Origin of the sequence: Streptomyces mobaraensis NBRC 13819 = DSM 40847 (assembly GCF_017916255.1) — a bacterium.
Lineage (GTDB): Bacteria > Actinomycetota > Actinomycetes > Streptomycetales > Streptomycetaceae > Streptomyces > Streptomyces mobaraensis.
Window position 1 is genome coordinate 7,277,859 of record NZ_CP072827.1, and the last position, 13,370, is coordinate 7,291,228.

The 13,370-nt window shown below is 74.8% G+C and carries 13 protein-coding genes; 7 read left to right on the forward strand and 6 right to left on the reverse strand.

The features are described from left to right. The first annotated feature begins 133 nt into the window (after positions 1-133). Entirely contained in the window at positions 134-2,470 is a 2,337-nt protein-coding gene (locus tag J7W19_RS31520; protein WP_004954265.1) for an Orn/Lys/Arg family decarboxylase, read from the forward strand. A 50-nt stretch (positions 2,471-2,520) separates the two neighbouring features. After that, a complete protein-coding gene (locus tag J7W19_RS31525; protein WP_004954261.1) occupies positions 2,521-3,318 on the forward strand; it encodes a maleylpyruvate isomerase family mycothiol-dependent enzyme in 798 nt (265 codons plus the stop codon). A 103-nt stretch (positions 3,319-3,421) separates the two neighbouring features. Here J7W19_RS31525 and J7W19_RS31530 read toward each other — a convergent pair whose 3' ends face one another. Then, positions 3,422-4,396, reverse strand: coding sequence for an Acg family FMN-binding oxidoreductase (locus J7W19_RS31530; RefSeq protein WP_004954258.1), 975 nt, complete (start codon positions 4,394-4,396; stop codon positions 3,422-3,424). A 283-nt stretch (positions 4,397-4,679) separates the two neighbouring features. Here J7W19_RS31530 and sigJ point away from each other — a divergent pair, with 283 nt between their 5' ends. The 3 genes from sigJ to J7W19_RS31545 all read left to right on the forward strand — a co-directional run bounded on the left by sigJ (position 4,680) and on the right by J7W19_RS31545 (position 6,697). Beyond that, on the forward strand, positions 4,680-5,525 hold the full coding sequence (sigJ, locus tag J7W19_RS31535; RefSeq protein WP_004954256.1) for an RNA polymerase sigma factor SigJ: 846 nt from the start codon (positions 4,680-4,682) through the stop codon (positions 5,523-5,525). Positions 5,526-5,587: 62 nt separating this feature from the next. Beyond that, positions 5,588-5,872: a hypothetical protein gene (locus tag J7W19_RS31540; RefSeq protein ID WP_004954253.1), complete on the forward strand. Its 285-nt coding sequence runs from the start codon at positions 5,588-5,590 to the stop codon at positions 5,870-5,872. Positions 5,873-5,899: 27 nt separating this feature from the next. After that, positions 5,900-6,697 (forward strand): DNA-formamidopyrimidine glycosylase family protein, encoded by a 798-nt coding sequence (locus tag J7W19_RS31545; protein WP_152264651.1) that lies wholly within the window; start codon positions 5,900-5,902, stop codon positions 6,695-6,697. A 158-nt stretch (positions 6,698-6,855) separates the two neighbouring features. On the opposite strand, the gene J7W19_RS31550 is transcribed toward J7W19_RS31545, so the two are convergent. Next, on the reverse strand, positions 6,856-7,959 hold the full coding sequence (locus J7W19_RS31550) for a DNA alkylation repair protein (RefSeq protein WP_004955540.1): 1,104 nt from the start codon (positions 7,957-7,959) through the stop codon (positions 6,856-6,858). 394 nt (positions 7,960-8,353) lie between these two features. On the opposite strand from J7W19_RS31550, the gene J7W19_RS31555 reads away from it, so the two are divergent. Together J7W19_RS31555 and J7W19_RS31560 are read left to right on the forward strand one after the other, a co-directional pair. After that, positions 8,354-8,989 (forward strand): TetR/AcrR family transcriptional regulator, encoded by a 636-nt coding sequence (locus tag J7W19_RS31555; RefSeq protein WP_004955543.1) that lies wholly within the window; start codon positions 8,354-8,356, stop codon positions 8,987-8,989. Positions 8,990-9,122: 133 nt separating this feature from the next. Next, positions 9,123-9,569, forward strand: coding sequence for a hypothetical protein (locus J7W19_RS31560; protein ID WP_040892748.1), 447 nt, complete (start codon positions 9,123-9,125; stop codon positions 9,567-9,569). Between the two features lie 30 nt (positions 9,570-9,599). Here the strand turns inward: J7W19_RS31560 and J7W19_RS31565 are convergent, their stop codons facing one another. The 4 genes from J7W19_RS31565 to J7W19_RS31580 all read right to left on the reverse strand — a co-directional run bounded on the left by J7W19_RS31565 (position 9,600) and on the right by J7W19_RS31580 (position 13,369). Next, complete coding sequence (locus J7W19_RS31565; RefSeq protein ID WP_040892746.1) at positions 9,600-10,172, reverse strand: class I SAM-dependent methyltransferase; 573 nt, start codon at positions 10,170-10,172, stop codon at positions 9,600-9,602. A 208-nt stretch (positions 10,173-10,380) separates the two neighbouring features. Further along, entirely contained in the window at positions 10,381-11,193 is an 813-nt protein-coding gene (locus J7W19_RS31570; protein ID WP_158688840.1) for a PLL family lectin, read from the reverse strand. A 29-nt stretch (positions 11,194-11,222) separates the two neighbouring features. Beyond that, positions 11,223-12,197 (reverse strand): 2-hydroxyacid dehydrogenase, encoded by a 975-nt coding sequence (locus J7W19_RS31575; protein WP_004955554.1) that lies wholly within the window; start codon positions 12,195-12,197, stop codon positions 11,223-11,225. Continuing rightward, on the reverse strand, positions 12,194-13,369 hold the full coding sequence (locus tag J7W19_RS31580) for a lactate 2-monooxygenase (protein WP_004955557.1): 1,176 nt from the start codon (positions 13,367-13,369) through the stop codon (positions 12,194-12,196). The genes J7W19_RS31575 and J7W19_RS31580 overlap by 4 nt, the downstream gene beginning before the upstream one ends. Position 13,370 lies beyond the last annotated feature (1 nt).

Sequence of the window (13,370 nt, forward strand, 5' to 3'; positions counted from 1 at the left end):
AACGCCACGGCTCCCCACCGACGGGTGGTTTGAACGCACCCGTCCCGTCGCGCGCCGCCCCGCGCGCCAGACTGGCCGGAGGACGACCCGATGATCCGATCGGGATCCGGGCGGACCGCGCTAGGGGGACGAGATGGCCGTCGGCACCGTGCTGTTCGCGCTCGACCAGGACCCGCGGGACCAGGGCGCGCGCGGCGAGCAGCTCCGCAGGATCCGCGCCGCCCTGGAAGCCGACGGGCTGGAGGTGCGCTGGGCCGGCACCGCGGCCGACGCCCGCGCCGTGCTGCGCACCGAGGCGGGCCTCGCCGCCGCCGTGGTGGCCTGGGACCTGGCCGCCGGCCGCCACCCGGCGGAGGAGCCGGGCGGCGCGTCCGTCCTCCGCGGCGTCGGACGGCGGTTCAAGGACCTGCCCGTCTTCCTCGTCCTCACCGACGAGGCCGACGAGGACCTCGACCGGCTGCCCCTGTGGGTCGCGGAGAGCGTCGTCGGCTACGTCTGGCCGCTGGAGGACACCCCCGGGTTCATCGCCGGCCGGATCTCCGCCGCCGCCCGCGCCTACCGGGAGGCGGTACTCCCGCCGTTCTTCAGGGCACTGCGCCGCTTCGACGACGCGCACGAGTACTCCTGGCACACCCCGGCGCACGCCGGCGGCGTCGCCTTCCTCAAATCACCGGTCGGACGCGCCTTCTTCGACCATTACGGCGAACGGCTGCTGCGCAGCGACCTCTCCATCTCCGTCGAGGAACTCGGCTCCCTCTTCGAGCACACGGGCCCCATCGGCGACGCCGAGCGCAACGCCGCCCGCATCTTCGGCGCCGACCGCACCTACTTCGTCCTCCACGGCAACTCCACGGCCGACCGCATGGTCGGCCACTTCTGCGTCTCCCGCGACGAGATCGCCCTCGTCGACCGCAACTGCCACAAGTCCGTCCTCCACGGACTCGTCCTCTCCGGCGCCCGGCCCGTCTACCTCGTCCCCACCCGCAACGGCTACGGGCTCGCCGGTCCGGTGCCCCCGGCCGAGACCGCAGCGGACGCGGTGGCCGGCCGCGTCGCCCGCAACCCGCTGGCCGCCGACGCCGCGCACCCCCGCGCCGAGTACGCCGTCATCACCAACTCCACCTACGACGGCCTCTGTTACGGCGCCGTCCGGGTCGCCCGGCAGCTCGCGCCCAGCACGCCCCGGCTCCACTTCGACGAGGCGTGGTTCGCCTACGCCCGCTTCCACCCGCTGTACGCCGGCCGCTACGCGATGTCCGTCGACGCCGACACGTTCCCCGGCCCCGACCGCCCCACGGTCTTCTCCACCCAGTCCACGCACAAACTCCTCGCCGCGCTGTCGCAGAGCGCCATGGTCCACGTCAGGGACGCGCCCCGGGCCCCCGTGGACCACGAGCTGTTCAACGAGGCGTTCATGATGCACGGCACCACCTCGCCCCTCTACCCGGCCCTCGCCTCCCTCGACGTCGCCGCCGGGATGATGGACGGCCCCCAGGGCCGCTGGCTGATCGACGAGGGGATCACCGAGGCCGTCCGGTTCCGGCAGGCCGTCGTCCGCACCGGGCGGCGCGTCATGGCCGCGGGCGACCGGCCCGACTGGTTCTTCGGCGTCTGGCAGCCCGACACCGTCACCGACCCGAGCACCGGGGCCCGCCACGACTTCGCCGACGCCCCACCCGACCTGCTGCGCACCGAACCGTCCTGCTGGGAGCTCGAACCCGGCGCCGACTGGCACGGCTTCCCCGGCCTCACCGAGGGCCACTGCATGCTGGACCCCGTCAAGGTCACCCTGACCTGCCCCGGCATCGACGCCACCGGCCGCTGGTCCGACACCGGCATCCCCGCCCGCGTTCTGACCGCCTACCTCGCCACCCGGGGCATCGTCGTCGAGAAGACCGACAGCTACACCACGCTCGTCCTGTTCTCCATGGGCATCACCAAGGGCAAGTGGGGAACGCTCCTCGACGCCCTGATGGACTTCAAGGCGCTGTACGACGAGGACGCGCCCCTCGACCGCGTCCTGCCCGGCGTCGTCGACCGCCACCCCCGCCGCTACGCCGGCACCACGCTCTCCGAGCTGTGCCGGTCCATGCACCGGCACCTGCGCGACACGGACCTGGTCACCCTGCTGGACACGGCCTTCCGCGAACTCCCGGAGCCGGTCGCGCCACCGCAGCGCTGCTACCAGCGGCTGATCCGCGGCGGCACGGAGCGCGTACGCCTCGCCGACGCGGCCGGCCGCGTCGCGGCCGCCATGGTCACCGTCACCCCGCCCGGCATCCCCGTCCTGATGCCGGGCGAGTCGACCGGCGCCGCCGACGGGCCGCTGCTGCGCTACCTGCGCGCCCTGGAGTCCTTCGACCGGGCCTTCCCCGGCTTCCGGAGCGAGACCCACGGCGTCACGGTGGACGACGAGACGGGCGACTACGGCATCGCCTGCCTGCGGGCCGACGAGGAGGTCCGGACGTAGCCGCCGGACGGACACGCCGACCCGGGCGCCGGCGGCGGTAGGGTCGGCGCATGGACCTCGTAGCCCATTTCCGCCGCGAGACGCGGGCGTTCGAGGACGCCGTCCGGAGGGCGGCCCGCGCCGGGGACGCGCCGCCGGTCCCGTCCTGCCCGGGCTGGACGGTCACCGACCTGACCGGACACCTCGCCTGGGTGCACCGGTTCGTGGCCCACGTCGTCGGCGACCGCCTGCGGGACGCCCCCGACCACACGGATCCGGCCTTCCTCGGCCTGCCCCCCGACCGCGCCGGCTGGCCCGACCCCGAACGCCCGCCGACGCACGGGCCGGTGCCGGCCTCTCTCGTCGGCTGGTACGCGGCCGGCGCCGCCGCGCTCGGCGCGCTCTTCGCCGACCGGGATCCCGACGAACCGGTGTGGACCTGGACCGCGGACCGCACCACCGGCTTCTGGCTGTGGATCCAGACCTTCGAGGCGGCCGTGCACCGCTGGGACGCCGAGAACGCACTCGGCGCGCCGCGGCCGTTCGACGCGGAACTCGCGGCCGACGGCGTCGGCCGGTTCCTCGGCACCGTCGTCCCGGCCTGGCGGACCGCCGGCCGGGCACCGTCCGGCGACGGCGAGCGGTTCGGCTTCCGGAGGACCGACGGCGAGGGCCACTGGACCGTCCACTTCGACGGCGACACCGTCCGCTGCGCAGCGGGCCCCGGCCCCTGCGACGTCGAACTCTCGGGCACCGCATCGGACCTGACCCTCTTCCTCTGGCGGCGCATCACCGCGGAGCGCCTGGCGGGCGTGGAGGGCGACCAGGCCGTGCTGAAGCGGTGGGCGGTGCTGGTGCCGACGGTCTGACGACACCCCTCCGGACGTCCGCGCCCGCCCGCCGGCGATGAACACCCGCGCGGTACCGACACCTGGCATGGGTGAACGCGGTCAGGAACGCGCCTGGGTTTCCTTATGGGTACTCCCAGGCGCGTGCGCCCATCGCCGGTGCCGCCCGTGGGGTCGGGGCGCCCTCCGGGCCGTACCCCAGGCGGAAGAGGAACTGCGGGCGGCTCGGTTCGCCGCTGAGGGCGTTGCGGAGGTCGGGCCACTCCAGGGCCTGGTGCAGCGGGCAGGTGCGGAGGCCGCGGGCGGTGGCCAGCAGGAGGGCGCGTTGTACGGCCTGGCCGGCCCGTAGCCAGTCCGCCGGGCGGTCCCGGCCGGTGACCACCAGGGCGAGCTGCGCGTGGCGTTCGAACGGCACCGCCGGGGCACTCCGGGCGCGGCCCGCGCCGGTGAAGTCGCGCAGCGGTATCCGGCCCGCCGCGTCCGCCGGTCCCAGCGCGGCTGACGGGATCCCGTAGGGGAAGGTCCTGCCGTGCACCCAGGCGCGGCTCTCCCGGAGCCGCGCCGAGTCCCGGCGGTTGCGCCGCTCCGCCTCGGCGGTCAGGGTCAGCATCCGGCGGGTGGCGATGACGCCCGGCAGGTGCAGCCGGGCACCCTCGGACAGCACGGCCGACGCCAGATCCGTCAGCGTCCGGGCGGGCACCGGCCGTTCCGTGAACGGCGCCCGGCTCGTCCGGCGCAGGGCGACGGCCTCGTAGAGGTCCGGCCGGCGGGAGGCGTCCGGTGGGAGGCGGGTGAGGTTCACGACGGCCAACAGGTCCGGGTCCCGGGCGTCGGGCAGCAGCCGCACCCGCGGTCGGCGGCCCAAGTGCCGGGCCGCCACCCGCAGGTTGAACAGGGCCGCGCCGACGGAAAGCAGCCGCGCCCGGCCCGTCGGGTCGGCGGCCGGCAGCCAGCGGTCCGCGGCCGGGCGCACCTCCAGCCGGCAGGTGCCCGGGACCGGACGGATCTCCCATGGCTGGGAGTTGTGGATCGACGGGGCCGCCGCTGCCGCCGTCAGCAGCGTCTCCACATCAGTGGTGCCGAGTCCTGCCGCGTTCATCGCCATCAGTCCTCTCCGCAGGTCACGGATGTTCCGCCGTCCACGCTGCGGGGGTCCGCGGCGGGCCGCCAAGGGCCGAGTGGCTCCGCGGGACGGGAACTCCGGCCCCTGTCCGCCCCGGCCGTGCGGCCCCCGGGCGGTCGTCCGCCGCCTCCGTCCGTCCCCCCGCCAGGCCGTCCGAACCGGCCGGTATCCTGGCCGCGCCGCGCCCGGGGAGGTCCCGGCCGCCGCGGGCGCCCGGCTCGCGCGACCCGCGCGGCGGAGCCCGGGGGAACGGGGAGACGTGGACGACGTGTTCGAGGGGCAGCGGCCCCTGCTGCTGGGGATCGCCTACCGGATGCTGGGCAGCATGTGGGACGCCGAGGACGTGGTCCAGGAGGCGTACCTGCGCTGGGCCCGCACCGACCGGGAGAGCGTCCGCGAGCCGCGCGCCTTCCTCGCGACGGTCGTCTCCCGCCTCGCCCTGGACCAACTGCGCTCCGCCCGCGTCACCCGCGAGGCGTACCGGGGCGAGTGGCTGCCCGAGCCCGTCGCCACCGACGCGGCCGGCCCGCTGGACACGGCGGAACTGCGCGACAGCCTCTCCTACGCCACCCTGCACATGATGGAACGGCTCACTCCGCCGGAGCGCGCGGTGTTCGTGCTGCGGGACGCGTTCGAGATGCCGTACGAGCAGATCGCCGAGGTCGTCGGCGCCTCCGCGGCGACCTGCCGGCAGATCCACCGCCGCGCGCTCGGCCACCTCACCGCCGCCCGGCCCCGGCCGCGCCCGTCGCGCGAGGAGCACGAGCGGCTGCTCGCCCGGTTCCTGGAGGCGGCGGCCGGCGGCGACCTGGCCGGGCTGAAGGACCTGCTGAGCGCCGACGTGACGGTGTGGAGCGACGGCGGCGGCAAGGTCAGCGCGGCCCTGCGGCCGGTCCTGGGCCGGGACAAGGCGGCGGCGTTCGTGCTGGGGCTGGCGGCCAAGTACGAGATCACCGCGCAGCGCTTCGTCGAGGTCAACGGCGAGCCGGGGCTCCGGCTCAGCGCGCGCGGCGGCGACCAGGTCGTCCTGATCGACGTACGCGACGGCCGGATCCACGCCGTCTTCGCCGTTCTGAATCCGGACAAGCTGCGATACGCGGAATGAGGGGCGGAACGCCCGCCGGGCGGCGTTCGTGTCGTTTGGTCCCGGTGGCTCGTTGGCACGGCATGAACAACCGCATCATGTCGCGCATCGCCGCCGGGTCGCTGCTGCTCCTCTCCGGCGGCCTCGCCACCGCGACCACCACCGCGTACGCCGCCGAAGGCCCGACGGCCGCTCCGGCTGCCCCGGCCGCCCCCGCTCCCGCCGCCTCCGGCGTCACCCAGCGGCTCTCCCACCTCGCCGCCACCGGTGACGCCACGGCGGGCCGGGCCGCATCCTGGGTGGAGGACACTGTGCCGGAGGAGGTGAGCGGCCGGGTGTCCCTCAAGACACCGCTGTCCCGCGACTGAGGGACCGTACGCCGTAGGAGGCGCCGCATGCCCGAGGGCGACACCGTCTGGCGGACCGCGCGGCGCCTCCACCGCGCTCTGGCGGGCACCACACTGACCCGTGGCGATCTGCGCGTCCCCGCCCTGGCGACGACCGATCTCGGCGGCCGGGACGTCATCGAGGCGGTGTCGCGGGGCAAGCACCTGCTGCTGCGGGTGGACGGCGGACTCACCCTCCACTCGCACCTCGGCATGGAGGGCTCCTGGCGTGTCCACGCCGCCGGGGAGCGGCGGCGCGGCGGCCCCGAGCACCAGATCCGCGCCGTCCTCGCCAACGACCGCCAGGTGGCGGTCGGTTACCGCCTCCCCGTACTCGAACTCCTGCGCACCGCCGACGAGTCCACCGTCGTCGGCCACCTCGGTCCGGATCTCCTCGGCCCGGACTGGGACGCGGCGGAGGCGCTGCGCCGCCTCCTCGCCGATCCCGGACGGGCCGTCGGCGACGCGCTGCTCGACCAGCGCAACCTCGCCGGGGTCGGCAACGTCTACAAATCCGAGATCTGCCACATGCTGCGGATCTCGCCGTGGCTGCCCATGGAGCGGGTGCCGTCACCGGCCCGGCTGCCGGCCCTGGCCCGGAAGCTCCTCGACGTCAACAAGGACCGCTCCGCGCGGATCACCACCGCCGACCCGCACCCCGACCGCCGGCTCTGGGTCTACGGCCGCGCGGGCCGCCCCTGCCGCCGGTGCGGCGGGCCGATTCGCCTCGCGGACCAGGGCGAGCCCGGCCGGGAACGGCCGACGTACTGGTGCCCGCGCTGCCAGGGCGGTGCGGCGGGCGCGTGAACCGGGCGCGTCAGGCGAGTTCGGGAATCGGGGAGCCCCGCCGACAGCCGCACCGGGGCCCGAAAACACGAGCGGACCCTGGCCCGAACCCTCGGGACCGGGACGCGGGTTGCTCGCGCGGGTCCGTCCCGGGGCGCTGGGCGTTCAGCTCGGCAGCTTCAGGCTGGGCCGTCCGATGCCTCGCCGGCGGTGATGTGGACCTCGGTCGCACCGAGGACACGTCCGTTGGCCTGGACCTCGATGCGGTGAGGGCCAGGGTGGATCGTGCGGACCGAGAGGCTCGCGAAGCGGTGTCGGCGTGAGAACCGGACCGCTTGGCCCGCGGGGAGGTCCTGGACGGTCAGCTTGAACACCTTGCCCGCCTTGGGACCGCGGACCCCCTGGTAGTGGACCAGGTAATCGATCGCCGCTCGCGTCGCCTCGGTGGCGTGCAGCGTGAAGGTGACAGTGGTCGTCTCCCCGATGGAGATGGTGGACGGTGAGCAGGCGAGGTCCGTGATACCGATCGGGGCCTGGTGATCGAACCCGAGAACCGCGAGAGCCTCCGGGTGTCCTCGTTTGACGAGCGTCCGCAGACCGTGGCGCACGACGAAATCGCCCCGCGTACTGCTGCGGGACCATCGCCGTGCGGCGTCGAGGGCGAGGTCGGGGTGGTCCTTGCTGATGTCGTTGAGGTGGTTCGCCACGGAACGGCGCACGTAAAGGGACTCGTCGTTGAAGAGGGCCTCCAGGAGCGCCAGCGCGGGAGCGGGATCGGCGACGAACCGGGAGAGTTGCCGCGCCCAGGGCAGGCGCGGGCGCGTGCCCTCCGAGACGAGCCGCCGAACGTGTTCGTCCGGGTCGGTGGTCCATGCCCTGAGCCGGTCCATCGTCGCCTCGTAGTGGGCGTCGACGAACGGGCGAAGCGCGAACTCGGCGGTGCAGCGGGGAGTGAGCGCGGCCAGCAGCGGCAGCGCCACGTCGGGCCGGTCCAGCAGCGCCGAGGCGACGTAGGCGTTGACGGGCATGGAAGCCCACCTCAAGAGGCCCCCGCCGTCGAGGGCGCCGCGGATCACCCGGTCGGCCTCTTCGGGGGACGCCGGCATCGTCGCCGCGAGGGCGCGGGCGATCCGGTCGATACGGGCCATCAGCTCCAGTTCACCGATACCAGTGGCCGCGAGCCGCTCGAACGCCGTCCGGTCGAACGAGGCCGACGCACGCGCCAGGTCACCCGCGAGACGCCCGATGAGCTCCGGCGACAGTTCATCCTTGAAATCGGCCATCTCAACGCCCGCCCACGGTTACGTCGACGCCCCTGACCGCCCGCCCCGTACGGCTCTCGGTCAACGGGAGGAGGGGACCGATGCGCTCCCCCTGTTCGTTCGGGAGCGGTGTGCATCTCGACCTGGACATCATGGCCGCGAGTCTGCCACGGACCACTGACACACGGTCCGGACCTCAGCCTCTCCGAGCTGCGACGACACCACCTGTTATGCGCCGACGCAGCTCGATCGCGCCCAGCCGTTTACAGGGGGCCACCGACGAACGGGCGCACCCGAGCCCTCTCCCCGCGCGGTTCCGCGGCCGCCATCGCCGGGGACGCGAAACGGATTACCAGGTTACATAATAGACTCGGTCAGTTGAGTTCCCTGGTAACGCGCGTGCTAGGGTAGCGGCATGGACGGATCGATGGGCCTGCGGGAGCGCAAGAAGCAGCGGACGCGGGCGGCCATCTCCGACACGGCGATCAGGCTGTTCCTCCGGCACGGCTTCGACGGGGTGTCGGTGGCGGACGTCGCGGCGGAGGCCGAGGTCTCCAAGCCCACGCTGTTCCGGTACTTCCCGACCAAGGAGGACCTGGTCGTCCACCGGTTCGCCGACCACCAGACCGACGCCGCCACCACGGTCCGCGAACGCGCCCCCGGCACCTCCGTTCTGGACGCCCTGCACCGTGACTTCCGCGCCCGGCTGGACGCCCGCGACCCCATCACCGGCCTCAACGACGCCGCGGAGGTCCTCGCCTTCCACGGCCTCATCCGCTCCACGCCGACCCTGGTGGCCCGCATGGGCGAGTACCTGGCGCGCGAGGAGGAGATCCTGGCCGAGGCCCTCCGCGAGACGCCGGCCACCGAACGGCCGGACATCACCGCCCGGTTGCTGGCCGGACAACTGGTCGCCACCCGGCGGATCCTCGCCCTGGCCAACTGGGAGCGCATCGTCGCGGGCCGCTCGGCCGACGAGGTCCACCCCGAGGCCGTCGCCGACGCCGAGCACGCCTTCTCCCTGCTGCGCGACGGCTTCCGCGAGAGCTGACGGGCTTCCAGGACGGGCTTCCGCGAGAGCTGACGCCCGCCGCGCCCGCCCGAGAGCCGCCTTCGGCGCGCGGCATATGATCGACGGCCGGTCCGGGCCGTCCGCCCGGGCCGTCGCCGTCGGAAGAGGAGACATGCGCAAGACAGCCATGGCCGTCATCACGGTCGCGACCGCCGCACTGCTGGCCGGTTGCGGTGGCGGGGGCAAGAGTGACGACAAGGCCGGCAAGGACGCGCCCGCGTCGCAGGGTTCGAAGTCCCAGCCCAAGGAGGACGCCGGCAAGGGGGCGTCCCACCAGGTGACCCTGGAGGTGCGGGGCAAGGGGACGACGCAGATCTACTACAACCTCGACGGCAATGGCGCGCAGCAGGTGACCCTGCCCTGGAAGAGGACCGCCACCATCACGCCGGAGGGCGCGGAACGCAAGGTCGGCCGGCTGGTGAGCGTGGTCCCCGGCTCGTCCCAGGACGAGAACGGGATGCTGCGCGCCGGGTCGTGCACCATCGTCGTCGACGGGAAGAAGGTCGCGGACAACCAGGACGGCAAGAGCAGCAAGCCCTGCGAGTACAAGGTCAGGTAGCCGCCCGGCCGGCCTCTCCGCGCCGCCGGCTCACGCGGCGCCCGTGAAGGCCCGGAAGCGGAATCTGCCCTTTCCGGCGCTGACCTGGGCCTCCTCGAAGCCCGCCGCCCTGAGTCGGCCCGCCAGGGTGTCCGGCGGCACCGGCACACAGGTGTCGCCCCGGTGCACCAGGCGGAAGAGGGTCCCGTCCAGCGCGTCGCAGCCCGCGAAGACCCCGCCCGGCCGCAGCACCCGGCGCGCCTCCGCGAACAGCCGGTCCTGGCGTTCGGGCGAGGGCACGTGGTGGAGCATCGTGAAGCAGGTGACCGCGTCGAACCGCCCGTCCGGAAGCGGCAGTTCGGCGCCGTCCGCGTGGACGACCCCGACCGGCCCGCCGTAGCGCCGCCGCAGCCGTTCGACGGCGGCCGGGTCCACCTCGGCGAGCGTCAGCCGGTCCACCCGGTGCAGCAGCCCGTCCGTCGTGACGCCGTAACCGGGCCCGATCTCCAGGGCGTCGCCACCGAGCGGCACGCCGTGCAGCGCCCAGGGCAGCACCTGCTCCTCGACGGTCCGGGCCCAGCGCCTGGACCGGCAGTAGAAGCGGTGGTAGCGGTTCATCGCCATACGGCGAGGCTAGGACGGGCCGGGGGCGCCGCCTACCGGGCGGAACGCGCCCCGGTCCGTATCCGCCACCGCCCCGGCCCGCGCGGCGCAGGCCGGGCGCCCGCCCGGCCCCGGGATACCGCGCCGTGCGGCGGTCGCCGAGCACGGCCGCCGGCGGGGGAGTTCGGCCGGAATCCGCTCCGCCCGGCGCCGGGTCATGGGCCGCCGGTCAGGAACAGGCGGCGTCCGCGCACAGCCGCCACGGCTCCCAGCTCAGGAAGCGGTCCCGCTCGGTGGCCGTCCAGTAGCGGTCGCGGTTCCACTCCCGGGCGACCAGCCGCAGCCGGCCGTCGGGGAGCTGGGTGACGGACGGCGCGCTCAGGCCGACCCCGCTCTCCGGCACCAGGCCCGTGGCGCGGACCCCGCCCCAGTGGTCGTCGGTGTTCGCGTACTGGCTGCGCACCTCCATGGCCGCGCCGGTGGACCGGCTCGCGGCGAAGGCGTGCAGCCGGCCGTCGCGCTCCTTGAAGAGGGACAGGCCGCCGTGGTACGGGGGCGGGGCCAGCTCGAAGCCCTCCGCCGGGGGCCACGCGTCGTCGGGCGTGCGCAGCACGGTGTGGCAGAAGCCGCCGTAGGAGGAGAAGAACACCTCCAGCTCGCCGACGGCGTTCTCCACCGCGTCCACCTCGTACAGCTTGGGGCCGACGGGCGTCGCGCTCACCCGCTCCCAACCGCCGTACGCGCCGCCCGGCTCGTCCTGGGACCGGTGCCAGACGAAGGGCAGCCCGCCCATCGTCGAGGTGTCGTAGAACTGCTGGAACTGCTCGGTCCGGCCGTCGGCGCGGACGGCCGACACCAGCGTCCCGGCGACGGGCCGGTCGGCCCGGCCGACGGCCGTGGTGTCCGTGCCGCACGCCCGCGCCGCCGCCCGGGCGCCGGGCGCGGCCGTGGCGGCGCCGCCCGCGAGCGCGGGCAGCAGCGCCAGGACGCCGCACAGCACGGCGCGCGCCAAGCGGCGGCGGGGGGCTGTTCTCCGGTGCATGTCGGAACCTCCGGTCAGGGAAAGGGGCTTCAGGAGACCACGTCGCGCGGCGGCTTGCCCTCGAAGTACTCCAGGACGTTCTGCACGGCGGCGAGCGCGATGCGCACCAGCGTCTCCCGGGTGACGCCCGCGACGTGCGGGGACAGCACCACGTTGGGCGCGCGCAGCAACCGCAGCGACGCCGGGGGCGGTTCCGGGTCGAAGACGTCGAGCCCGGCGCCCGCCAGCGCGCCCGCCTCCAGCGCGTCGGCGAGCGCCTCCTGGTCGATCAGGGCGCCCCGGGCCGTGTTGACCACGAACGCGGTGGGTTTGAGCAGGGCCAGCCGTGCGGCGTCCAGCAGGTGCCGGGTGGCGTCCGTGAGCGGCGCGTGCAACGTGACGTAGTCGGAGGTGCGCAGCAGCTCCTCCAGCTCGACGCGGCGGGCGCCGAGCCGGGCCTCGGTCTCCGGCGGGGCCGCCTCCGGCCCGCTGTAGACGATCCGCATGTCGAACGCCGCCGCCCGGCGGGCGACTTCGGTGCCGATGGTGCCGAGGCCCACGACGCCCAGCGTCTTGCCGGACAGTTCCGTGATGGACGACTGGAGGCGCGGCAGCGCCCAGTCGCCCTCGGCGAGCGCGGTGTGCGCGGGGACCAGCCGCTTGGCGAGGGCCAGCATCAGGGCGAAGGTCTGCTCGGCCACGTTCTGCCGCTCCGCCGTGCTGGAGCCGATGGTGCACACCGGGACCGACCGGGCGCGGGCCGCGTCCAGGTCCACGTAGTCGTAGCCGTGACTGGCGCACTGCACCAGCTCCAGGGCGGGCGCGGCGGCGAAGTGCGCGGCGGTCACCGGTCCGAGACCGGTGATGACGACGTGCGCATCGCGCAGCGCGGCGGGGTCCTCGTCGGCCGACTCCACGACCGTGACCCGGGCCCGGCCCGGGAACAGCCCGGCGAGCGCGGCACCGGCCGTCCGCCCGCCGACGTGCGGGGAGACCACGGCCAGGACGTTCCTGAGCTCGTTCACAGCGCCTCCCGCACCAGGTCGGCCGGGCCCGGCGAGGCGGGGTCCGCGTGCCCGGACAGGGCCAGGGTGAGGTCCAGCTCGGCCAGCACGGACCGGATGACGTGGTCCACGCCCGCCTGCCCGTCCAGGGCCAGCCCGTACACGTACGGCCGGCCCAGCAGTACCGCCCGCGCCCCCAGCGCGAGCGCCTTGAACACGTCGTCACCCGTGCGGATCCCGCTGTCGAACAGCACCGTGAGCCGGTCCCCGGCCGCCGCCACCACGCCGGGCAGCGCGTCGGCGGCGGCCACCGCGCCCGCCACCTGCCGGCCGCCGTGGTTGGAGACGACGACGCCGTCCATGCCCGCGTCGGCGGCGGCCCGCGCGTCGTCCGGGTGCAGCACGCCCTTGAGCACGATCGGGCCGTCCCAGTGCTCGCGGAGGAACGCCAGGTCGGGCCAGGTCTTCCCGGCGTCGGAGAACATCCCGAGGAAGTGCCGGACCGCCGCCTCCCGGTCCTCCTCCACGGGCTTGGCCAGCCCGGCCCGGAACGCCGGGTCGCTGAAGTAGTTGGCGGTGCCGACGCCGTGCAGGAACGGCAGGTACGCCTGGTCCAGGTCGCGGGGGCGCCAGGACAGCAGCGGAGTGTCGAGGGTGACGAACAGGGCCGAGTAGCCGGCCGCGCGGGCCCGGGCCAGGAAACTCCGGGCCACCTCGCGGTCCTTCGGCCAGTACAGCTGGAACCACCGCTCGGCGTCGCCCATCGCCTCCGCGACCCGCTCCATCGGCGTGCTGGACGCCGACGACAGGACGTACGGGACGCCGCGCGCGGCGGCGGCGCGGGCCGCCGCCGGCTCCGCGTCCGGGTGCGCGATCTTCAGGATGCCGACCGGCGCCAGTGCGAGCGGCGCCGGCAGCCGGCGGCCGAACAGCTCGCCGGACAGGTCGCGTTCGGCCACGTCGCGCAGCATCCGCGGGACGATCCGCCACCGGTCGAGGGCGGCGCGGTTGGCGCGGGCGGTGCTCCCCGTGCCCGCCGCGCCGATCATGTACCCCGCCGGGCCGGCGCCGAGCCGCCGTTCGACCAGTGCCTCCAGCCGGCTCGGATCGGCCGGCAGCCGGGGCACCGCCCCCGACAGGCCGTTCAGGTAGATCTCGTACTGGTAGTCCGCCCAGCGCGGCGTGGTCGTCATG

What these genes read in the sequence shown, in the direction of transcription:
- J7W19_RS31520 (WP_004954265.1), top strand. Translation starts at nt 134, where the DNA reads ATGGCCGTCGGCACCGTGCTGTTCGCGCTCGACCAGGACCCGCGGGAC.
- J7W19_RS31525 (WP_004954261.1), top strand. Translation starts at nt 2,521, where the DNA reads ATGGACCTCGTAGCCCATTTCCGCCGCGAGACGCGGGCGTTCGAGGAC.
- J7W19_RS31530 (WP_004954258.1), bottom strand. Translation starts at nt 4,396, where the DNA reads ATGAACGCGGCAGGACTCGGCACCACTGATGTGGAGACGCTGCTGACG.
- J7W19_RS31540 (WP_004954253.1), top strand. Translation starts at nt 5,588, where the DNA reads ATGAACAACCGCATCATGTCGCGCATCGCCGCCGGGTCGCTGCTGCTC.
- J7W19_RS31545 (WP_152264651.1), top strand. Translation starts at nt 5,900, where the DNA reads ATGCCCGAGGGCGACACCGTCTGGCGGACCGCGCGGCGCCTCCACCGC.
- J7W19_RS31550 (WP_004955540.1), bottom strand. Translation starts at nt 7,959, where the DNA reads ATGGCCGATTTCAAGGATGAACTGTCGCCGGAGCTCATCGGGCGTCTC.
- J7W19_RS31555 (WP_004955543.1), top strand. Translation starts at nt 8,354, where the DNA reads ATGGACGGATCGATGGGCCTGCGGGAGCGCAAGAAGCAGCGGACGCGG.
- J7W19_RS31560 (WP_040892748.1), top strand. Translation starts at nt 9,123, where the DNA reads ATGCGCAAGACAGCCATGGCCGTCATCACGGTCGCGACCGCCGCACTG.
- J7W19_RS31565 (WP_040892746.1), bottom strand. Translation starts at nt 10,172, where the DNA reads ATGGCGATGAACCGCTACCACCGCTTCTACTGCCGGTCCAGGCGCTGG.
- J7W19_RS31570 (WP_158688840.1), bottom strand. Translation starts at nt 11,193, where the DNA reads ATGCACCGGAGAACAGCCCCCCGCCGCCGCTTGGCGCGCGCCGTGCTG.
- J7W19_RS31580 (WP_004955557.1), bottom strand. Translation starts at nt 13,369, where the DNA reads ATGACGACCACGCCGCGCTGGGCGGACTACCAGTACGAGATCTACCTG.